21 protein-coding genes and 1 tRNA gene are annotated in these 20,261 nt (G+C 58.4%); 5 read left to right on the top strand and 17 right to left on the bottom strand.

The window, feature by feature from the left end; genetic code table 11:
- Positions 1-23 precede the first annotated feature (23 nt).
- Positions 24-599: an HdeD family acid-resistance protein gene (locus tag AB1E37_RS03180; protein WP_002917651.1), complete on the bottom strand. Its 576-nt coding sequence runs from the start codon at positions 597-599 to the stop codon at positions 24-26.
- A gap of 240 nt (positions 600-839) precedes the next feature.
- On the opposite strand from AB1E37_RS03180, the gene AB1E37_RS03185 reads away from it, so the two are divergent.
- The gene (locus tag AB1E37_RS03185; protein ID WP_004144810.1) at positions 840-1,502 is read left to right on the top strand and encodes a YfdX family protein; all 663 of its coding nucleotides are present in this window, start codon (positions 840-842) and stop codon (positions 1,500-1,502) included.
- Positions 1,503-1,592: 90 nt separating this feature from the next.
- On the opposite strand, the gene AB1E37_RS03190 is transcribed toward AB1E37_RS03185, so the two are convergent.
- Together AB1E37_RS03190 and evgA are read right to left on the bottom strand one after the other, a co-directional pair.
- Positions 1,593-4,835 (bottom strand): transporter substrate-binding domain-containing protein, encoded by a 3,243-nt coding sequence (locus tag AB1E37_RS03190; RefSeq protein ID WP_032448127.1) that lies wholly within the window; start codon positions 4,833-4,835, stop codon positions 1,593-1,595.
- Between the two features lie 4 nt (positions 4,836-4,839).
- A complete protein-coding gene (gene evgA, locus AB1E37_RS03195; protein WP_004900721.1) occupies positions 4,840-5,454 on the bottom strand; it encodes an acid-sensing system DNA-binding response regulator EvgA in 615 nt (204 codons plus the stop codon).
- Between the two features lie 301 nt (positions 5,455-5,755).
- Between evgA and AB1E37_RS03200 the strand changes: the two genes are divergently transcribed.
- Positions 5,756-6,121, top strand: a complete 366-nt coding sequence (locus tag AB1E37_RS03200; protein WP_004900718.1) for an HdeA/HdeB family chaperone — start codon at positions 5,756-5,758, stop codon at positions 6,119-6,121.
- A gap of 68 nt (positions 6,122-6,189) precedes the next feature.
- On the opposite strand, the gene AB1E37_RS03205 is transcribed toward AB1E37_RS03200, so the two are convergent.
- Together AB1E37_RS03205 and AB1E37_RS03210 are read right to left on the bottom strand one after the other, a co-directional pair.
- Positions 6,190-6,462 (bottom strand): hypothetical protein, encoded by a 273-nt coding sequence (locus tag AB1E37_RS03205; protein WP_020802055.1) that lies wholly within the window; start codon positions 6,460-6,462, stop codon positions 6,190-6,192.
- Positions 6,463-6,996: 534 nt separating this feature from the next.
- Positions 6,997-7,072, bottom strand: a tRNA-Ile gene (locus AB1E37_RS03210).
- Between the two features lie 124 nt (positions 7,073-7,196).
- Here AB1E37_RS03210 and mug point away from each other — a divergent pair.
- Entirely contained in the window at positions 7,197-7,703 is a 507-nt protein-coding gene (gene mug / locus AB1E37_RS03215; RefSeq protein WP_002917636.1) for a G/U mismatch-specific DNA glycosylase, read from the top strand.
- A gap of 99 nt (positions 7,704-7,802) precedes the next feature.
- On the opposite strand, the gene rpoD is transcribed toward mug, so the two are convergent.
- The 3 genes from rpoD to rpsU form a co-directional block, all read right to left on the bottom strand.
- Positions 7,803-9,644 (bottom strand): RNA polymerase sigma factor RpoD, encoded by a 1,842-nt coding sequence (rpoD, locus tag AB1E37_RS03220; RefSeq protein WP_004174339.1) that lies wholly within the window; start codon positions 9,642-9,644, stop codon positions 7,803-7,805.
- 218 nt (positions 9,645-9,862) lie between these two features.
- Positions 9,863-11,608: a DNA primase gene (dnaG, locus tag AB1E37_RS03225; RefSeq protein WP_004149864.1), complete on the bottom strand. Its 1,746-nt coding sequence runs from the start codon at positions 11,606-11,608 to the stop codon at positions 9,863-9,865.
- Positions 11,609-11,719: 111 nt separating this feature from the next.
- The gene (gene rpsU, locus AB1E37_RS03230) at positions 11,720-11,935 is read right to left on the bottom strand and encodes a 30S ribosomal protein S21 (protein ID WP_001144069.1); all 216 of its coding nucleotides are present in this window, start codon (positions 11,933-11,935) and stop codon (positions 11,720-11,722) included.
- A gap of 237 nt (positions 11,936-12,172) precedes the next feature.
- Here rpsU and tsaD point away from each other — a divergent pair, with 237 nt between their 5' ends.
- Complete coding sequence (tsaD, locus tag AB1E37_RS03235; protein ID WP_004900709.1) at positions 12,173-13,186, top strand: tRNA (adenosine(37)-N6)-threonylcarbamoyltransferase complex transferase subunit TsaD; 1,014 nt, start codon at positions 12,173-12,175, stop codon at positions 13,184-13,186.
- A 44-nt stretch (positions 13,187-13,230) separates the two neighbouring features.
- Here tsaD and AB1E37_RS03240 read toward each other — a convergent pair whose 3' ends face one another.
- The 8 genes from AB1E37_RS03240 to AB1E37_RS03275 form a co-directional block, all read right to left on the bottom strand.
- Complete coding sequence (locus AB1E37_RS03240) at positions 13,231-14,838, bottom strand: cytosine permease (RefSeq protein WP_019725289.1); 1,608 nt, start codon at positions 14,836-14,838, stop codon at positions 13,231-13,233.
- Positions 14,839-14,991: 153 nt separating this feature from the next.
- Positions 14,992-15,609, bottom strand: coding sequence for an urease accessory protein UreG (ureG, locus tag AB1E37_RS03245; protein WP_002916877.1), 618 nt, complete (start codon positions 15,607-15,609; stop codon positions 14,992-14,994).
- Between the two features lie 8 nt (positions 15,610-15,617).
- Positions 15,618-16,292, bottom strand: a complete 675-nt coding sequence (locus AB1E37_RS03250; protein ID WP_004900702.1) for an urease accessory protein UreF — start codon at positions 16,290-16,292, stop codon at positions 15,618-15,620.
- A gap of 1 nt (position 16,293) precedes the next feature.
- A complete protein-coding gene (gene ureE, locus AB1E37_RS03255) occupies positions 16,294-16,770 on the bottom strand; it encodes an urease accessory protein UreE (protein WP_004181345.1) in 477 nt (158 codons plus the stop codon).
- A gap of 9 nt (positions 16,771-16,779) precedes the next feature.
- Positions 16,780-18,483 (bottom strand): urease subunit alpha, encoded by a 1,704-nt coding sequence (gene ureC / locus AB1E37_RS03260; RefSeq protein WP_004900700.1) that lies wholly within the window; start codon positions 18,481-18,483, stop codon positions 16,780-16,782.
- A complete protein-coding gene (locus AB1E37_RS03265; protein ID WP_002916872.1) occupies positions 18,476-18,796 on the bottom strand; it encodes an urease subunit beta in 321 nt (106 codons plus the stop codon). The genes ureC and AB1E37_RS03265 overlap by 8 nt, the downstream gene beginning before the upstream one ends.
- 9 nt (positions 18,797-18,805) lie before the next feature.
- On the bottom strand, positions 18,806-19,108 hold the full coding sequence (locus AB1E37_RS03270) for an urease subunit gamma (protein WP_002916871.1): 303 nt from the start codon (positions 19,106-19,108) through the stop codon (positions 18,806-18,808).
- Between the two features lie 9 nt (positions 19,109-19,117).
- On the bottom strand, positions 19,118-19,942 hold the full coding sequence (locus AB1E37_RS03275; protein WP_004174349.1) for an urease accessory protein UreD: 825 nt from the start codon (positions 19,940-19,942) through the stop codon (positions 19,118-19,120).
- On the opposite strand from AB1E37_RS03275, the gene AB1E37_RS03280 reads away from it, so the two are divergent.
- The gene (locus AB1E37_RS03280) at positions 19,932-20,078 is read left to right on the top strand and encodes a short-chain dehydrogenase (protein WP_004144529.1); all 147 of its coding nucleotides are present in this window, start codon (positions 19,932-19,934) and stop codon (positions 20,076-20,078) included. The genes AB1E37_RS03275 and AB1E37_RS03280 overlap by 11 nt on opposite strands.
- A 10-nt stretch (positions 20,079-20,088) precedes the next feature.
- Here AB1E37_RS03280 and AB1E37_RS03285 read toward each other — a convergent pair whose 3' ends face one another.
- Positions 20,089-20,208, bottom strand: coding sequence for a hypothetical protein (locus AB1E37_RS03285; protein ID WP_021440736.1), 120 nt, complete (start codon positions 20,206-20,208; stop codon positions 20,089-20,091).
- Positions 20,209-20,261: the final 53 nt, after the last annotated feature.

Raw genomic sequence — 20,261 nt, forward strand, 5'->3', positions numbered from 1 at the left:
CTTCTCCAGTGTCAAAATAGGGCTTAAGCCTGAGCGTGCTTCATTTTATTGCGCAGGACCAACAAGCCGATGGCGCTAAATATCATTTCAACGCCGATAAAGGCGGTAATAAATAACCAGCTTTGCTGCGGGTTCATGGCCAGCCACAGGCAAGCGATAAGTAAATCCAACAGGCCGATAAAAATATTCCAGCCAGCGCCGCTTTGTTTGCGGGTTTGACATCCGTTAACGATGCGGGAAATACCGCCGAGAACAAATAAAAAGCCAAATAAAATGGCCAGACTGCTCATACCGTTGAGAGGATTGACCACAAAGCTCAGGCCGAGCACGATCCAGGCGATGGCGAAGATCAGCGCCACCAGGCGTGATTTCCAGTGCTGCTGGCGGAAGACAATCAGGCTGTACAGCGAATAGAAGCCGCAGATCATCAATAACATGCCGGTTACTGTGGCGAGATACCAGCCGGCGACCAACGGCCAGGCCAGACAACAGGCTCCGCAGATAAACAGCAATACCGCCATCAGGCAGGCATGCCGTTTATATCGAATGAAGACGCGTGGGCTAAACGCATTTAAGGTGTAATGGCTAAACATAAACATAATTGCTCCGCAGATCCCGGTTGGCGGCCTGACGCTGAATAAAAAGCGTGAGGGTTTATTCAGCGGGCCAAAAGAAAGGTCTGAGGAAAATAGTAGGCCGCGCGATCGGCAGGCGTAAATAAGAGCGCCGAGGCCACTTTATACGCCTGGTCTGACAGCTGTCAGACCAGGCCCGCAATATTACTTCCGGGCTCTGATTCTCAATGCCCACGATATTTTTTAAGCTGGCTGCGTTTGGTGATGCTTACCGATTTTAATCAGGAGTCAACGATGAAAAAAGTCATTCTGGCGAGCCTGCTGGCAACCATGATGAGTACCTCTCCGGTATGGGCAACAGATAGCGCGACGGCAGCGCCAGCCGCGGCAGCCACGACGCAGGTACAGAAAGAAGCCGCCGATGTGCTGCAGGTGGCGGTGCAGGGCGCGAATGCGATGCGCGACATCCAGTTCGCCCGTCTGGCGCTGTTCCATGGCCAGCCGGATAGCGCCAAAAAACTGACAGACGACGCCGCCGCGCTGCTGGCCGCCGATGATGCCAGCTGGGCGAAGTTTGTGAAAACTGATGCTAAAGCCAAAATGATCGCCGATCGCTATGTGATCATTAACGCCTCTATCGCCCTGTCTGAAGACTATGTGGCCACGCCGGAAAAAGAGAGCGCTATCCAATCCGCCAACGAAAAGCTGGCGAAAGGCGATCAGAAAGGAGCTATCGATACCCTGCGCCTGGCCGGTATTGGCGTGATTGAGAACCAGTATCTGATGCCGCTTAACCAGACCCGTAAGGCGGTAGCGCAGGCGCAAGAACTGCTGAAAGCCGGTAAATATTACGAAGCGAATCTGGTGCTGAAGGGCGCTGAAGAGGGCATTGTGGTGGATAGCGAGATGCTGGTGGCAGGCAACTGATACTTGTTCCACCCTGAGAGAGCGCAGAGGAAAAAACTGACAAGGATGTCCCCTTAACGCTCGGGCAGGCGGACTGCCCGAGCGGAACGGCTAGCGGCCGATCAGGGCGTCGATTTCGCCATCGATCTCGCGCATGACGCCGGTGATGCGCTGTACCACCTCCAGACAGCTTGCCGGCGTCAGCGAATCAGGCCGCTTTGCCTCAAAAGGGACGCACAGTTGTTGTAGCGCAGTAATCCCCAGAATTTGTGCTGAACCGTGCAGACGGTGCAGCGCCCGCAGAAAAATCTGCGGCTCATGCCGGGCGATTGCCTGTCCGGCAGCCTGTAAATCCGCGGCCGACGCATCGCGGAACGTCTCCAGCATCTCATTCATCAGCGCCTGGTCTCCCCCCGTATTCTCGCTCAGCACGCTGAGCTTCAGGTGCCGGGTAGCGTGAGGTGATGCGCGGCCCACCGCTAAACGGCTGAGCTCATGACTCAGCGTCTGGACCGACACCGGCTTAAACAGACACATATTCATGCCGCTGGCCAGACACGCCTCCCGCGACTGCGGCAGCGCGCTGGCAGTCACGCCCCAAATTACCAGGCCCGGATAGCGACGGCGTAGCGAGGCCGCCAGCGCCAGGCCATCTTTCTTCGGCATATTGAGGTCTGTTATCAGCAGATCGTAATGTTTGCTGGCGAGCTTATTCTCTGCCTCTTCACCGTCGCAGGCTTCATCGACGCTATAGCCGATAGTGCTGAGCTGGCGCTTGAGCAGTAGCCGGTTGGTGGGGTGATCGTCCGCTATCAGTATCGCCAGCCCGGGTAGAGCCTGCGGTCTGGCGGGCGACGCCTGCGGCGCGTGGATCGCGCAGCGGCTCGCCTTGACCGGCAGCGTGATGGTGAAAGTGGTCCCCACGCCCGGACGGCTGACCATCTCCAGGCGACCCTGCATCAGCGCAACCAGCTCTTTGCAAATGACCAGCCCCAGTCCGGAGCCGGTCTGCTGGCGTCCCTGGCGCGCCTGGGCATAGCGGTGGAAGAGGGTGGCCTGCTCTGCTTCACTGATCCCGCAGCCGCTGTCGCTAACCATGAGGGCCAGCTCTCCCTGTGTCTCATTCGCCGGCGTCAGCCGGCAGGAGACCTGAATTGCGCCTTCGACGGTAAACTTCAGCGCATTGCCGATGAGATTATTGAGGATTTGCCGTAGCGCCTGCGGGTCGACCCACAGCATGGTCCCTTCCTGCAGCGCGTTATGGTAGTGCAGATCGATGCCCTTTTGCTGCGCCAGCGCGTCGAAGGTATGACACTGCTGCGACACTAACTGTGCGACATCGCTCCACTGCGGGGTAACCTGGTATTTTCCCGATTCAATCTTGTCGATATCAAGAATATTGCCGATAAGTCCCAGCAGGGTTTGCGCCGTCGACCCCGCCAGCTCGATCGCCTCTTTACGCTGGCCGACGTTCAGCTCAGGTTTCGCCAGCAGCTCCAGAAAGCCGACGATGGCGCTCACCGGCGTGCGCAGCTCGTGGCTCATGCTGGCCAGAAAGCGGCTCTTGGCTTTTGTCGCCTGAATCGCTTTGTCTTTTTCGCGCTCCAGCGCACAGGAGAGGGCCTCCTTCTGCGCCAGCTCCTCCTCGAGCCGCTGCTGGGAGTCTTTACGTTTGCGCACTTCCCGACACAGGGAGAGTCCCCAGCCGAGGCTGATGGCGATCAGCACCAGCGCAAAGGCGATCAGCTGGTAAAACTGGCGGCTGTACTGGCTCCAGTTCTCTATTTGCTGACTGGAGATTTTCGACCACTTCTCGGTCATCTGCAGAATATCCCGTGGCGGAATAACCTGCAGCGCTTTGTTAAGAATGGCGGCCAGCACCGGTTCATCGCGCGGGATGGCCAGCCGAATGGCCGCGACGGGGAGTCCATCAATGCGGGTGTAGTGCAGACCCTGTGGATAGTAGTGGTCGATCATATAGCGGGCGGAAAGCTCCGAGGCTACGGCGGCATCCACTTCGCCTTCCTCTACCATCTTCATGGCGACGCCAACGTTATCCGTTTCCACCCAGTTAATCAGCGGAAAACGCGCTTTCAGATCATGGGCGGCGATAGGCCCGACCGGCAGGGCGATCCGTGCCGAGCGCGTCAGCAGATGCTGGTCGGGGGCGCTGCCGCGGGCGACCAGCACAAAGGCCACGTTAATGAGCGGATCGCTGAGGGTGACGTAGGCCTGCGGCTGTGGGGTCAGGGTGGCGGCGGGCATGATCGCCCAGTCCTCTTTTTCCATGCGCTTTGCCAGAGCCTGACGGTTGCGCACCAGAATGGGGTCAAACTGCAGGCCGGTCTGGAGTGAGACAATATTCAGCATATCGGCCATGATGCCGCGCAGTTCATCCTCGTTATCCACCAGGGTAAATGGCGGAAAATAGGGGTTCACCAGCAGGCGGACGCGACGATGCTTCTGCAGCCAGCGCTGCTCTTCGGGGCTAAAGGTAAGCGGGGTATTGAGAAACGACAGATCGCCACGGTTGAGCCAGTTTTGCATGATCCGCATCGCGGTGTCGCTGTCGACGGCATGGATAAAACGGTCGAAGAGTTGATGCAGCTCTGGCCGATCGTCACGGGTGACAAAGCGGTTGTGTTGCTCCTGCTGACGAAAATAGTGCGCGATAACCAGCGATTGCGAGAAATATTTCGAGATGCAGTGGCCAGTGGTGATGTTGTTGCCGATAAAATACTGATTCTCGCCGCTGACCACCGAGGCGAGAGCCTGATAGTCGCTATCATAAAGGGTGATTTTGGCGTTGGGAAACGCCTGCTGAATAATATCGAAAAAAGCGCAATCGCGGGTGCAGGCCAGCGTGACGCGGCGGTCAGTGGTCAGCGGCGGCAGAGGGGATTTCAGCGAGGTGACCAGCGTCGGCCAGGTTTTAAGCAGCGGCGCGGATTGATCCAGGCCCGGGGCGAGCGCATCCCGGTGCGCCACCTGAGTGAGCAGGGTATCCACCTGGCGGTCGGCCAGGGCGGTGAGCGCCTGCTGCTCGGTGTCATACTGGCGGATAATCACCTTCAGTCCGAGGCTGTGCGCCATCAGCGCCAGATAGTCGGCGTTAATGCCCTGATAACTTTTCTCGTCGCCGTCGTAGACGATGGGCGTCCTCTCGGGAAGCCAGGTCCCGACGGTCAGCGTAGGCTGCGCCGCCAGCCATGCTTTCTCCTTACCGCTAAGCGGGATATCGATCGCCGCGATATGAGAATGACTCTTCAGCTCCAGTTGTTTCATGGCATACGCGGCAGGCGAGAGGCTCAGCGCCAGCCCGACAACGACGGATAAAATAAGACGAACCGCCATGCCATCACCCTATTTTATTGCGTTGCGCAAAGTCATATAGCTCAAGCAGGGTGCTGCAGCCTAATTTATCCATCAGACGGACCTTATAGGTACTTACCGTTTTATTGCTGATATTCATTTTGCTGCCGATGGTGGTGTAGTCGACGCCGCTGAGAATATAGCGGAACACCTTCATCTCCTGCGTTGACAGCGTATCCAGCCGGTCCTGATCGGTGATGCCGTGGGTGCAGAAGCGTTCCAGTGAAAAGGGGAAATAGCTGTAGCCATTATTGGCTGCCTCGATTGCGGCGAGGATATTATTCATTCCCTCTTTTTTACTCACAAAACCATTTGCTCCGCAGTCGGCGCTGCGTTTGCCGTAGAACAGTTCATTCTTAGCGGAAATGATGATGATTGTTCCCTGGTAGCGGCGTTTGCGCAGCTGCTCCAGCACCTCGATACCGCTGAGCTCCGGAATATCGACGTCGACGATGAGCAGGTCAGGCTGCATGCTTTCCGCGGTCTGCACGGCATGAGCGCCGCTGTCGAGCTCTGCCGCGACGGTAATACCGTTGCTGTCGAGAAGGTTGCGAATGGCGATACGTGCCAATGGATGATCGTCAATGATTATCGCATTCATGGGGGCGTAAATCCTGATATGAAAAAAGAAGGGCGATGCCTGGTGCAGGTGCGGCGGGGGTTATTTTTATCGATGCCGTTATAAGGCGTAATTGTAACACAAATCGTTTTGGGCCAGGGAAATATTGTGGAGCTGAGCCAGACGAATATATTTGCATAGCTGGATGACAGCTGTAGGAACGGGCGTTCACTTGCTTCAGCGCGGTCTGCTGTTAAAAAAAATGCAAACGATTAATCTGCTCTTATTAAGGTGAGTTCTCGGGAATATCGTCCGGCGACAACTGGCAGGTAAAATAATAACAATGGCGAAAGAAAAACGCGCCTTCTGGCGAAAATGGGTTTGGAAACATCTGCTGGCAGGAATAACAGTACTGGCAATGAGTAGCGCCGCGGTGGGAAAGGATGTCGTCCCCGATGAGGCGCGGACCCGAGATATGATGCGCTGTCAGGATTATCTGCAACTGGATCCGCGCGCCTGGACGCCGATGGTGATTTGGCTGATGAACGATCCTTTTTCACTGGAGCCGCCGGAGTGGACCGACTTCCATGAAGCCGAGCTGGTGCTGACGCCGATCCTCACCGAAATCTGCCGTCAGGAGCCGGATGTCTGGCTCACCTCGCTGCGGGAACGGCTCAATTCTTATCAGCAGGTGCGGTCACTGAACTAAGCGACCGCGGTAAAACCGCAGAAAAAGTGACTAAATGCGCAGTTAGCGGCCTTCTTCTGCGCAAAGGCTCAGCAGCGGCCTGCTTTTTGCGACAGGGCGTCGCAGGTTTTGCTCGCTAGCGTCGGGTTGGCGCCGGCGCAGATGGCATTCGAGACGGTGCTACCGCCGCCCAGCGGGATCAGCCCGTAAAGCTTCGGCTCGGCGGCCTTCGTCACATAGCAGCGATGGCTGGTTTTGCCGATGGTGGCCACAAAGTTGGTTTTCACATCCTGCTGCCTCGCATCGGAAATTGTCACCTGCGAAGCATCGACATTAAAAGCAAACGCGGCGGCCTCTTTCATTTTCCGTCGTCATGGGTGGTTTAGCTACGCAACCCATTAATAACAGTGCCAGACAGGTACTGATTGATATATCCCGTATTTTCATCATTTCATCCTTTTTGTAAGTCAGCGGGTTATATATAAGAGCGGGGGGAGGAACGCGTTGATTTCGATCAGCTGGCGCAGGCTATGGTTATTTTTCGGAAATTGACCTGTGTTGTTACATTTATCGTGAGTAGTATGAATTCCAGCATTGCAGGAATGAAAGATATTTCAAGACTACGTTGCGTAGTTAGACAGAAGTCAACAGGAGTGCGGCGGTTATGGGCTGCCCGAGATGCACTGAGCAATATTTTGCTAAGGCAGAATGCTATCTGTTTTAGCGTAAGCGCAAATTTTCCCTGCGTTATAACGGACTTTTTATCCTCTTAATGGGATAGCGACAACACGCTAAGCCATGCGCGCTGCTCAGCGGTTTGTGGTGCCATTTTAAATTCAGGAACAAAAAAGCCACTCTTTCGAGTGGCTTAATTATATGATTTTAAATCTAAAATTTGGTGGCCCCTGTTGGGTTTGAACCAACGACCAAGCGATTATGAGTCGCCTGCTCTAACCACTGAGCTAAGGGGCCGTGGCGAGGGATTATAAAGTAACTGGCGATTGCAATCCAGCGTAAAGCGCGCAGCTGCTGTTTTTATAAACAATGCATTTTCAATCCTTTATAATCATGTTTTAGCCATACAGCCGGAGAAAACATGATTAGCGATATCCTTGCGCCGGGCCTGCGCGTTGTCTTTTGCGGTATCAACCCGGGGAAGTCCTCCGCCCATACCGGCTTTCATTTTGCCCATCCTGGCAATCGCTTCTGGAAGGTCATCCATCAGGCCGGGTTCACCGATCGGCAGCTCAGGCCGGAAGAGGAGCTGCAGCTGCTGGATACGCGCTGCGGCATCACCATGCTGGTAGAGCGTCCGACGGTGCAGGCCAGCGAGGTCGCCTTGCAGGAGCTGCGCAGCGGCGGCCGTGAGCTGGTGCGGAAAATTGAAGAGTATCAGCCGCAGGCGCTGGCGGTGCTCGGCAAGCAGGCCTTCGAGCTGGCCTTTAACCAGCGCGGCGCGAAGTGGGGGAAACAGGCCATGACCATCGGGACGACCCAGGTGTGGGTGCTGCCTAATCCCAGCGGCTTAAACCGGGCGACGCTCGATAAGCTGGTGGCGGCCTATCGTGAACTGGACGATGCCCTGGCAACCCGCGGCCAGTAGCGGAGAGAGGCGACTTTCCCGGGATGGCCACCTGAACGCCATAAAAAAAGCTCCCCGCAGGGAGCTTTTTAACAGGCTGTAGACGATGCCCCGCGACGATTAATCGTCGAGGAAGCTACGCAGCACTTCAGAACGGCTCGGGTGGCGCAGTTTACGCAGCGCCTTCGCTTCGATCTGACGGATACGTTCGCGGGTAACGTCGAACTGTTTACCCACTTCTTCCAGCGTGTGGTCGGTGTTCATGTCGATACCGAAACGCATACGCAGCACTTTCGCTTCACGAGCGGTGAGGCCGGCCAGCACGTCATGCGTTGCCGCGCGCAGGCTCTCGGTGGTCGCAGAATCCAGCGGCAGCTCGAGGGTGGTATCCTCGATGAAATCCCCCAGATGCGAATCTTCATCGTCGCCGATCGGCGTTTCCATGGAGATAGGCTCTTTGGCGATCTTCAGCACTTTACGGATTTTGTCTTCCGGCATCAGCATACGCTCAGCCAGCTCTTCCGGGGTCGGTTCACGGCCCATCTCCTGCAGCATCTGACGGGAGATACGGTTGAGCTTGTTAATTGTCTCAATCATATGCACCGGAATACGGATGGTGCGCGCCTGATCCGCGATAGAGCGGGTGATGGCCTGACGGATCCACCAGGTGGCGTAGGTCGAGAACTTGTAGCCGCGACGGTATTCGAACTTATCGACCGCTTTCATCAGACCGATGTTGCCTTCCTGAATCAGGTCGAGGAACTGCAGACCGCGGTTGGTGTATTTCTTGGCGATAGAGATAACCAGACGCAGGTTCGCTTCAACCATCTCTTTCTTCGCACGACGGGCTTTCGCTTCGCCGATGGACATGCGACGGTTGATATCTTTAACCTGCTCGATGGTCAGGCCGGTCTCTTCTTCAATCTGCTGCAGCTTCTGCAGGCCGCGCTGCACATCTTCTTTCACTTCCAGCAGCTTCTCAGACCACGGCTTGTTCATTGCCACCGCGGCGTTGAACCAGGTTTCGCTGGTTTCGTTGCCGGTGAACAGGGTGATGAAGTTTTTCTTCGGCATTTTGCACTGCTCAACGCACAGCTTCATGATGATACGTTCCTGAGTACGAACGCGATCCATCATGCTGCGCATGCTGTTGACCAGGTAATCGAACTGCTTCGGCACCAGGCGGAACTGCTTGAAGACTTCAGACAGCTTCAGGATCTCTTCCTGGGCGGCGGCATGGCTACGACCTTTGGCTTTGATGGTGTCGCGCGTCAGCTCGTACTGGGTACGCAGCTCGGCGAATTTCTCACGGGCCAGCTCTGGGTCGATGCTGTTGTCGTCATCGCTGTTGTCGTCGGCGTCTTCATCTTCGTCTTCGTCTTCGTCGTCATCCATCTCTTCCTGAGACAGCTCGGAGCCAACGTGGGTGGCGGTTGGCGCCATATCTTCTTCGGCGTTCGGATCGACGAAACCGGTGATCAGATCGGACAGACGGGCTTCTTCCGCTTCAACGCGGTCGTACTGCTCAAGCAGGTAGGTGATCGCTTCCGGATATTCGGCAACGGAGCACTGCACCTGATTGATGCCGTCTTCGATGCGTTTGGCGATGTCAATTTCGCCTTCACGGGTCAGCAGCTCTACGGTACCCATTTCACGCATGTACATACGCACCGGGTCGGTCGTGCGCCCGATTTCGGATTCCACGCTGGAGAGCACCTGCGCGGCGGCTTCGGCAGCATCTTCATCCGCGGTGTTTTCGGCAAGCATCAGATCATCGGCATCCGGTGCTTCTTCCATCACCTGAATACCCATGTCGTTGATCATTTGGATGATGTCTTCGATCTGATCGGAATCGACGATATCTTCCGGCAGATGGTCATTGACCTCGGCATAGGTCAGATAGCCTTGCTCCTTACCACGTTGGACAAGAAGCTTCAGCTGTGACTGCGGGTTTTGCTCCATAAGACGGTATCCACACTTAATTCGTTTGATTGGTGTCGGCAGACGGGCTGTCGACATTTAAAGCGAGGGCGTACTTATATTATTGCCGCTGCGCCTCTGCGCGGCTGTCGGGGGCTTCCCGATCGATACTCGGCACTTAAGCCGTTAAATACTTTTCCTTCACGTTGTTCTGCGTTTTCTTACTGCTTTGATACAACGTGAAGGATATTGTCTGTCATTTATTTTTTCGCCAGCTCCTGGCTGATGGTCCAGAGCTCCCGGCGTTCTTCACTGCTTAAACCGTGTGTGCGATCGCGAGCTATCAACTCTTCCTGTCGCAGTTCCAGCAGTGAATCAAACATATGGTTGAGCGAGTCGGTGAAGGTTTGTTCAGCGATGTCTTTATCTGCTATATCGTCCCACATCGACAGTTTTTCAAGGGTTGCCGCCTCTTTTGTGCCGCGATATTGCTCTAAAAGTTGCCCGGTTGTCAGACCAGGCTGCGCCAGACAGCTCTTCACCAGTTCGCTGAACAGGCTCAGTCCCGGCATTTTGCGCGAGTCCAGTCCCTCCAGCGGCGGGACTAACGGCGCCAGATCCGGGTTTTGCACCAGCAGTCCTATCAGTATACGCATGGTCGTGCGTTTTAGCTGCGGTGCGGGACGCGGCGCGCCATTTTCCGCCTGTTTTGGCATTAATCGTTCAAGCTGCGCGTCATCTAAAATGCCCAGCTTATTGCCCAACTCCTGACGCAAATAGATGCGCAGCGTTTCGCCCGGGACCTGGGTTATCAGCGGCAGCGCCAGCGTGCTCAGCTGCGCGCGCCCGTCCGGAGTACTCAGATCGACCTGCGGCAGCAGGCTGTTAAACAAGAACGTGGAGAGCGGCTGAGCCTGCTCCATCCGCGCCTCGAACGCCGCTTTGCCCTCTTTACGCACCAGCGTATCCGGGTCTTCGCCGTCAGGCAGAAACATAAAGCGTAGCTGGCGACCATCGGTCATGTACGGCAGCGCCGTCTCCAGCGCGCGCCAGGCGGCATCGCGGCCGGCCCGGTCGCCGTCGTAGCAGCAGATGACGTTATTCGTCACCCGGAACAGCAGCTGGATATGGTCGGCCGTGGTCGAGGTACCCAGCGAGGCCACGGCATAATTAATGTCGTACTGCGCCAGCGCCACGACGTCCATATACCCTTCGACAACCAGCAAACGCGGTGGTTCGGGGTTATCCTGCTGCGCTTCATACAGGCCATACAGCTGGCGGCCTTTATGGAATATGTCGGTTTCCGGGGAGTTCAGATACTTCGGCAGGGCATCGCCCAGCACCCGTCCGCCAAACCCAATCACCCGGCCTCGCTTATCGCGGATGGGGAACATCACCCGTTCGCGGAAGCGGTCGTAACTGCGTCCCTGATCGTTGGTGACCAGCATGCCGGCATCAATAAGCGACTGGCGGTTTTCCTGATTGCCGCCAAACCGTTTTAAAACGTTATCCCAACCTGGGGGAGCATAGCCGATGGCAAAGCGCGTAATCACCTCGCTGCTTAACCCCCGTTTCGCCAGGTACTGGCGCGCAGGATCGGCGGCGGGCTGCATCAGAGACTGTTGATAAAACGCATTCAGACCATCCAGTAACTGGTAGAGGTTCTGCCGTTGATGGCGCTCTATCTGGCTGGGTCCGTTGCCTGCTTCATAAGGCACCTCGAGGTTGTGCATGGCGGCCAGCTCTTCGACCGTTTCCACGAACTCGAGCTTGTCGTAGTTCATCAGGAAGTCGATAGCATTGCCATGCGCCCCGCAGCCGAAGCAGTGGTAAAACTGTTTTTCACCGTTGACGGTGAAAGAGGGGGTTTTTTCGTTATGGAACGGACAGCACGCGTGAAAATTTTTGCCCTGCTTTTTCAGCTTTACCCGCGCATCGATCAGATCGACGATGTCGGTTCTGGCAAGCAGATCGCTAATAAATACACGTGGAATTCGTCCAGCCATAAGCCCCGTTATTTCTGATGACTATAAACGAAAATAAGCCGCGCATTCCTTTCGGAAGCACGGCCTTACAACTACAACTCGGTCTGAATTGAGAGCGTCGCTCTCAACAGATTAGTACAGACGAGTACGGCGTGCGTTTTCGCGAGCCAGTTTCTTCGCGTGACGTTTCACTGCAGAAGCTTTAGCGCGCTTACGTTCGGTAGTCGGTTTTTCATAGAACTCACGACGACGAACTTCCGCCAGAACACCTGCTTTTTCGCAGGAACGCTTGAAGCGACGCAGAGCTACGTCGAACGGCTCGTTTTCACGTACTTTAATTACCGGCATGTGCCTCTCACCTTTGATTAATTCGGTTTGCCGCTGGCCGCAATGCCAGCTTATTTCAAAATGGTGCGGAATTTTACTGCAACTACTGCTGCTTTGTAAAGCACCGGCGCCTTTTTTGAAAGGGACTTTTATAAGGGTGAGGAGTATACACGAAGAGAGCACCAGGGGTGAGCAAAGTTTTACATCGCCGGTCATTGGACCTACACTGCGCGGTATTGAAGCGAGGTAAAACAACTCATGCGTGTACTGGGCATTGAAACATCCTGCGATGAAACCGGCATCGCGATTTATGACGACCAGCAAGGTCTGTTAGCCAACCAATTGTATAGTCAGGTGAAACTGCATGCGGATTACGGCGGCGTGGTGCCGGAGCTGGCATCGCGCGACCACGTGCGCAAAACGGTGCCGCTGATCCAGGCGGCGCTGAAAGAAGCCGGTCTGACGGCGAAAGATATCGACGCCGTCGCCTATACGGCGGGTCCAGGCCTGGTCGGCGCGCTGCTGGTCGGGGCGACCGTTGGCCGGGCGCTGGCCTTCGCCTGGAACGTGCCGGCGATCCCGGTACACCATATGGAAGGGCATCTGCTGGCGCCGATGCTGGAAGATAATCCGCCGGCGTTCCCGTTCGTCGCGCTGCTGGTTTCCGGCGGCCACACCCAGTTGATTAGCGTCACCGGTATTGGTCAGTATGAACTGCTGGGCGAGTCGATTGACGATGCGGCGGGCGAAGCCTTTGATAAGACGGCGAAGCTGCTGGGACTGGATTATCCCGGCGGGCCGATGCTGTCGAAAATGGCGTCCCAGGGCACCGAAGGCCGCTTTGTCTTCCCGCGGCCGATGACCGACCGTCCGGGGCTGGACTTCAGCTTCTCCGGCCTGAAGACCTTCGCCGCCAACACCATTCGCAGCAACGGCGACGATGAGCAAACCCGCGCCGACATCGCCCGGGCGTTTGAGGATGCGGTCGTCGATACGCTGATGATTAAATGTCGCCGCGCGCTGGAGCAAACCGGCTTTAAGCGTCTGGTGATGGCGGGAGGCGTGAGCGCCAACCGTACCCTGCGGGCGAAGCTGGCGGAGATGATGCAAAAACGCGGCGGCGAGGTGTTCTACGCTCGCCCTGAGTTCTGTACTGACAACGGCGCGATGATCGCCTACGCCGGCATGGTGCGTCTGCAAACCGGCGCCAAAGCCGAGCTCGGCGTGACGGTTCGCCCGCGCTGGCCGCTGGCCGAGCTGCCTGCCGCCTAACGCATCCTGAAACAGGCCGACGTCACGTCGGCCTGCCTTCCTGACTACTCCATACTTTTACACAGCGAGCAGATGGCTCCCTGATGCTTGTGCGAGTGCATCACGTCCGGGCGCTCGTACTCTTCCTCACAGCTAACGCATTGATACACGGTGGTGGAGGCGTTCCCCGCCGCGTCATAGCGCGGCTCGGCGATGCCGTCATCCACCTGCTTAATATAGTAGCGCCCGCGGGTAAGGAGCCCCATCAGCGGGGTCATGACAAAGGCAACGACCAGCGCAATCAGCGGCGAGAACGGCGCCAGCGTCGCCCCCAGCAGACCGAAGAAGGCGCAGATCGACAGCCCGGCGGCCAGACCAAAGGAGACCACGCCCACCGGGTTAACGTTGTAGATCATGCCGCGACGATACTCCGGCTGCGCCGGCGCCAGCTTGAGCAAGCCTTTATTAAAGGTGATGTCGGTCGCCACCACCACGACCCAGGCGATGGCGAAGTTGGAGTAAAAGCCGAGGATCCACGACAGGGCGCTGAACATATCGCCCTCCATCAGCGCCAGGGCAATCGCCAGGTTGACCACCACAAAAATAATCCGTCCCGGATAGCGTTTGGTGGTGCGGGTCCAGGCGCTGGTCCACGCCAGCGAGCCGGAGTAGGCATTGGTGACGTTAATTTTGATCTGCGAGATCACCACCAGCACCACCGCCAGCGTCAGGGCCAGCCAGCCGGGCACCAGGTTATCGAAGACGCTGACGAACTGCTGCACCGGTTCGGTATTGTGCACCGCCGGGAAACGGGTCAACAGATAGAAGCCGAGGAAGGCGCCGATGATCTGTTTGATCGCCCCTAACACCACCCAGCCCGGGCCGGCGGAAAAGACCGCCAGCCACCAGCTTTTACGATTCTCCGCGGTCTTAGGCGGCATAAAGCGCAGGTAATCAATTTGCTCGCCAATCTGCATGATCAGCGACAGGCATACCCCGGCGCCGAGCATGATGGCGGTAATATCCACCGTCGACGCGCTGTTTTTACCGGCGAAATGCAGGAAGCCGTCCACCAGCTGCGGATCTTTGACAATCAGCCACACCACCGGCACCACCATCAGCACCAGCCACAGTGGCGTGGTCCACACCTGCAGGCGGGTCAGGGCTTTCATGCCATAGACCACCAGCGGGAGCACCATCAGGGTGGCGATCAGATATCCCATCCACAGCGGGATCCCGAGGCCCACCAGCAGGCCCTGGGCCATGATCGAGCCTTCGAGGGCGAAGAAGATAAAGGTGAAGCCGGCAAAAATAATGCTGGTGATCACCGAGCCGAAATAGCCGAAGCCGGCGCTGCGGGTGATCAGGTCAAGGTCAATGTTGTAGCGCGCGGCGGTGATCGCCAGCGGAATGCCGGTGAGGAAGATCACCAGCGCCGCCACCAGGATCGAATAGATGGCGTTGCTGGTGCCCCAGGCCATACCGATGCTGGCGCCGATGGAAAAGTCGGCCAGATAGGCGATGCCGCCCAGCGCGGTGACCGCGACGACGCCCGGACCCCAGCGGCGAAAGCTCAGCGGGGCGTAACGTAAGGTGTAATCTTCTAAGGTTTCCCGGGTACCGGAAGTCCGCGTTGTCGCGGGTAATTCAGGGTTAAGATCCAGTGATGACATAGTCATTCCTTAATGGTTAGGCATGACTTGAATTAGCAAACCTTATGCCATATTGCAGGGCAGGCGTGGCGCGGAGGTGGAGGCAGGATGATATAAAGAGAGAGCAGAGGCTGCACCATCCGGACGCGCTTGCGCCCGGCTGGTGCAACAGGCCTATTTGCCAAGCATGCCTTTGTCTTCGAGGAAGGCGATAATGGTGCTCAGGCCGTCGCCCTGCTTCAGATTGGTGAAGGTCCATGGGCGATCGCCGCGCATACGCTGGGTATCGCTCGCCATCACCTCCAGCGACGCGCCCACATAGGGGGCAAGGTCGGTTTTATTGATCACCAGGAAATCGGATTTGGTGATCCCCGGTCCGCCTTTGCGCGGGATCTTCTCCCCTTCGGCCACATCGATGACGTAGATGGTCAGATCCGCCAGCTCCGGGCTGAAGGTGGCGCTCAGGTTATCGCCGCCGCTTTCCACGAAGATAAGGTCGAGGTTACCGAACTTTTCACTCAGCGCTTCCACGGCGGCGAGGTTCATTGAGGCATCTTCGCGGATCGCCGTATGCGGGCAGCCGCCGGTTTCCACACCGACGATGCGTTCAGGCGCCAGCGCGCCCGCTTCGGTGAGGATGCGCTGATCTTCTTTGGTATAGATGTCGTTAGTGACCACCGCCAGCTGCCAGGTATCGCGCATCGCTTTACACAGTGCTTCCAGCAGAGCGGTTTTACCGGAGCCGACCGGGCCGCCGACGCCGACGCGCAGCGGGTGTTTATAAGAGTTCATGGCTTCTCCTAGGAACGGAATAATCGAGAGTATTGGGTTTCATGCCGGGCAGAGGCGATAGCGGCGAGCGGGGTGGCCGATCCGATATCGCCGTCCGGCGCGGCCAGCGCGCGGGGCATCTCGGCCGCGTAGTGGTCACAAAGACGTAAAATCAGCTGCTGGGCGGCCTGCTGGCCGAAGGGGACCAGCTTGACGCCGGCCATCACGGCGCTCTCAATCCAGCTATAGCCCAGGCTGAGGGCCATCTCGGGCAGGGCGATACGCCAGCGCACGCCGAGCCAGGCCATCCCGGCGAGCTGACTTTGCTGGCACAGGGAGCGCCACGGCGGCGGACAGTCCGGCTGCCAGTCGCTCAGCAGACGGGCAAACGCCGCGCCGCGGTTGCGCTCTTCCTCCCGCAGTTCACGAGTTTCCCGGCAGGCCAGCAGATAGGCGGTCCAGCGCTGGGCCGCAGCGATATCGCTTTGTTCGCAGGCGCGGTACAGGCGGGCGAACAGCGGCAGGTCAACGGTAAAAAAGCCTTCCGTCATCTGGCGTCGCTGCCAGCGCTCGAAGGCCGCGACGTCCAGCACCCAGCCGGCTTCCACAGCCCACTCCAGCCCCTGGGACCAGCTGTAACCCCCTACCGGCAGGTTGCTGCTGGCCAGCTGCATCAGCCGCAGGCGTTGTTCCGCTGTCGACATGCTAGTGGCTGTGAGCGTGGTGGTCATGATGAGCATGATGATGACCGTGGCTCTCGCTGGCGTAAGCGCCGGCTTCCGGCTCGAACGGCAGCTGGCCAAAGGTCACCGTCAGGCCGAACTGGCGCAGCATATCGTCCAGCACGTGATCGTGATGGTAGCGCAGCTCGCCCGGCATGATCTGCAGCGGCACGTGACGGTTGCCGAGGTGGTAGCAGGCCTTCGCCAGCATAAACGGATCGTCGCAGCGCACTACCGACACCCCTTCATCAGCGGCAATCACCTGCACAAACTCGGTGCCTTCTTCGTTGCTGAGCACATCGCCGCCGCGCAGCAGCAGGCCGCGGGGCAGCAGCAGGCCGGCTTCCCGGCCATCGTTGAGGGTGACCTTAACCCGGCTTTTGACGCGAACATCAATCGGCAGCGTAACGCTGGCGGTCACGGCGGCGGGGATCTCCAGACGTTGAGTTAAATAAAGCATCCGCTCTCCTTAAAACAGAAAATATCGTTGCGCCATCGGCAGAACGTCTGCCGGCTCGCTGGTGATAAGTTCGCCATCCACCCGCACCTCATAGGTCTGGGCGTCGACGGTGATGTTAGGCTGCAGACTGTTGTGCACCATGTCGGCTTTCTGCACCGTACGGCAGCCTTTCACCACGGCGATCGCGCTGCGCAGGTTCAGCCGCTCGGCAACGCCATTGGCTGCCGCCGCCTGCGACAGGAAGGTGAGGCGGCAGTGATGGCGGGCGCTGCCCAGCGCGCCAAACATCGGGCGGTAGTGCACCGGCTGCGGGGTCGGAATAGAGGCATTGATATCGCCCATCGGCGCGATGGCGATCATGCCGCCTTTGATCACGGTGGCCGGTTTCACGCCGAAGAAGGCTGGTGACCAGACCACGAGGTCAGCCAGCTTACCCACCTCAATGGATCCGACTTCGTGTGCGATGCCGTGGGTCAGCGCCGGGTTGATGGTGTATTTGGCGATGTAGCGCTTCACGCGGAAGTTGTCGTTATTCCCGGTCTCCTCCGCCAGCGCTCCGCGCTGCACCTTCATGCGATGCGCCACCTGCCAGGTGCGGAGAATCACTTCCCCGACGCGGCCCATGGCCTGCGAATCGGAGGAGGTGAGCGAGAAGGCGCCGAGATCGTGCAGCACGTCTTCCGCAGCGATGGTTTCCCGGCGAATGCGCGACTCGGCAAAGGCCACGTCCTCGGCGATGTCCGGGTCCAGATGGTGGCAGACCATCAGCATATCGAGATGTTCATCGATGGTGTTGAGGGTGTAGGGCAGCGTTGGGTTGGTGGACGACGGCAAAATGTTCGGGTGGGCGCAGGCGGTGATGATGTCCGGCGCATGGCCGCCGCCGGCCCCTTCGGTATGGAAGGTGTGGATGGTGCGCCCGCCGATGGCGGCGAGGGTGTCTTCCACAAAACCGGATTCATTCAGGGTGTCGCTGTGCAGGGCGACCTGGATGTCCATTTCATCGGCGACGGTTAACGCACAATCGATCGCCGCCGGGGTGGCGCCCCAGTCCTCATGGATCTTCAGGCCAATAACGCCCGCCGCCACCTGCTCGCGCAGGGCATCCGGCTGAGAAACGTTGCCCTTGCCCAGCAGGCCGATATTGACCGGCAGGCTGTCGGCCGCCTGCAGCATGCGTGAGATATACCACGGGCCCGGGGTGCAGGTGGTGGCATGGGTGCCCGCGGCCGGGCCGGTGCCGCCGCCGACCATGGTGGTCACGCCGGAGACCAGCGCCTCTTCCGCCTGCTGCGGACAGATCCAGTGAATATGGGTATCGATCCCGCCGGCGGTGACAATTTTTCCTTCGGCGGCAATCACTTCCGTCGCGGCACCGATGGGGATGGTGACGTTGGGCTGGATGTCGGGGTTACCGGCTTTGCCGATGGCGAAGATCCGGCCGTCCTTCACGCCGATATCGGCCTTAACGATCCCCCAGTGATCGACGATCAACGCGTTGGTGAGCACCAGGTCGACACAGTCGGCGGCCAGCATCTGCCCCTGGCCCATGCCGTCGCGGATCACTTTTCCGCCGCCGAATTTGACCTCTTCCCCGTAGGTGGTCAAATCGTCCTCCACCTCGATCCACAGCTCGGTATCCGCCAGGCGCACCTTGTCGCCGACGGTGGGGCCGAACATATCGGCATAGGCCTGGCGTGAAATATTACTCATCGTTTACCTCCAGAGGGCCCATGACCTCGCCGCGGAAGCCGAAGACGGCGCGGTGACCGGCGAAGGCCACCAGCTCGACCTCGCGTTTCTGGCCGGGTTCAAAGCGTACCGCCGTGCCCGCCGGGATATTCAGGCGATAGCCGGCGGCCTGCTGACGGTCGAACTTCAGCGCCGGGTTAACCTCGGCGAAATGGTAGTGCGAACCGACCTGAATCGGCCGATCGCCGTGGTTCTCAACGACCACGCGACAGGTTGCCCGGCCGGTATTCAGGGCTATCTGACCGGGCTTAACGTGATATTCACCGGGGATCATGGCGCTACCTCAGATAATCGGGTTGTGAACGGTGACCAGCTTCGAGCCGTCCGGGAAGGTGGCTTCGACCTGGATATCCGGGATCATTTCCGGGACGCCCTCCATCACCTGCTCGCGGGTCAGGACGTGACGGCCTTCCTCCATCAGCGAGGCCACGCTTTTGCCGTCCCGAGCGCCTTCCATAATAAAGGCGCTGATCAGGGCCACGGACTCCGGATAGTTGAGCTTCAGGCCGCGGGCCAGGCGACGCTCCGCCACCAGCGCGGCGGTAAACAGCAACAGCTTGTCTTTTTCTCGGGGGGTCAGTTCCATAACGTTCTCTTAAGTCAGCCAGATTCGGGGAAGTACGGGAGATTTACCGGTGAGATGAGGGCGCAGAAACTGCCATACGTCGCGCATCACCCGCTGGCAAATCAGATTATCGTCACTGAGGAAACGCACCGTCAGCAGGCGGTCGGTCAGGCTGGCGCCGGCGTAGAGACCGAGCGGCGCCAGCGCGTCGCGCACCCCGTCGAGCAGGGCATCGGTAGCCGGATAGCACAGCAAAGTGCCGACCCAGGGACGTTCGGCGACGCTGGAGAGCTCTCCCTCCTGCAGCTGCAGGCGCTCGACCAGCAGCGGCTCATCGTCCACCCATACCTCCAGCCGGTTGCTGAGGGTGCCGTGGCTGAAGGTTTCGCCAATCACCGGGCGGCCAAGGCAGAGCAGATCCCAGGCCAGCAGCCTGCTGGAGGCGCAAAGATGAAAGGTAGTGAACAGCCGGGCATTGGCCCCGGGAAAGAAGATGGCATCCTGCGGGAGCCACTCCAGGGTCGCCTGCGGGGCAAGGGTCAACTGCTGGCGAACTAGCGCTTGCGCGCCGCTGCTGCGGTAAAACTTGCTGGCGCCAGGCATGGTTATCAGCGTATGGCAGCCGGGGGCAAGGTGCGCGCTAATTGTCAGCTCATCACCGCCGACGATGCCGCCGGGCGGGTGAAGCAGATAGAGGTGACAGGTCTCTTCTTCCGGGTAAAACGGGCGCTGGACGGTCAGCGGGCCGACGTGTTGGGCGCTGGCGAGAACGGTCTTGCCGCCGGCCTGCTGAAAGCGGAGATCCAGCGTGGCCTGCCAGCCTTTTTTGAGTGGTGGTAACACGGTGCCGTGCAATGTTGCGCCCCTGCAAAATCAAGATAAAACAGCAGCAATGAGTATTGATCGGCGGGAGTTTATCCCGGTCATACGAAACGCTTATGTCATCCGTAACCCGGAGCGTCGCGACGGGCGCGAGGGGAAAGCGGCATAACCGCTCCGGATTATTTACCCGGATAATCTTTGCCGTCAATATCCTGATCCGCAGCCTGGGCGCGGCGGAAAAGGCGGCGGATCGGGTTGCGCCGCGCCGCCAGCCGCCAGCGCAACTTTTGCCTTTCCATGCTGCTAACGTATTGTTACAAAAGGAGGATGTGGCGATGATCGCCTTTGATGG

The sequence above is a fragment of the Klebsiella sp. Shm-1 genome (assembly GCF_040804525.1).
Lineage (GTDB): Bacteria > Pseudomonadota > Gammaproteobacteria > Enterobacterales > Enterobacteriaceae > Klebsiella > Klebsiella pneumoniae.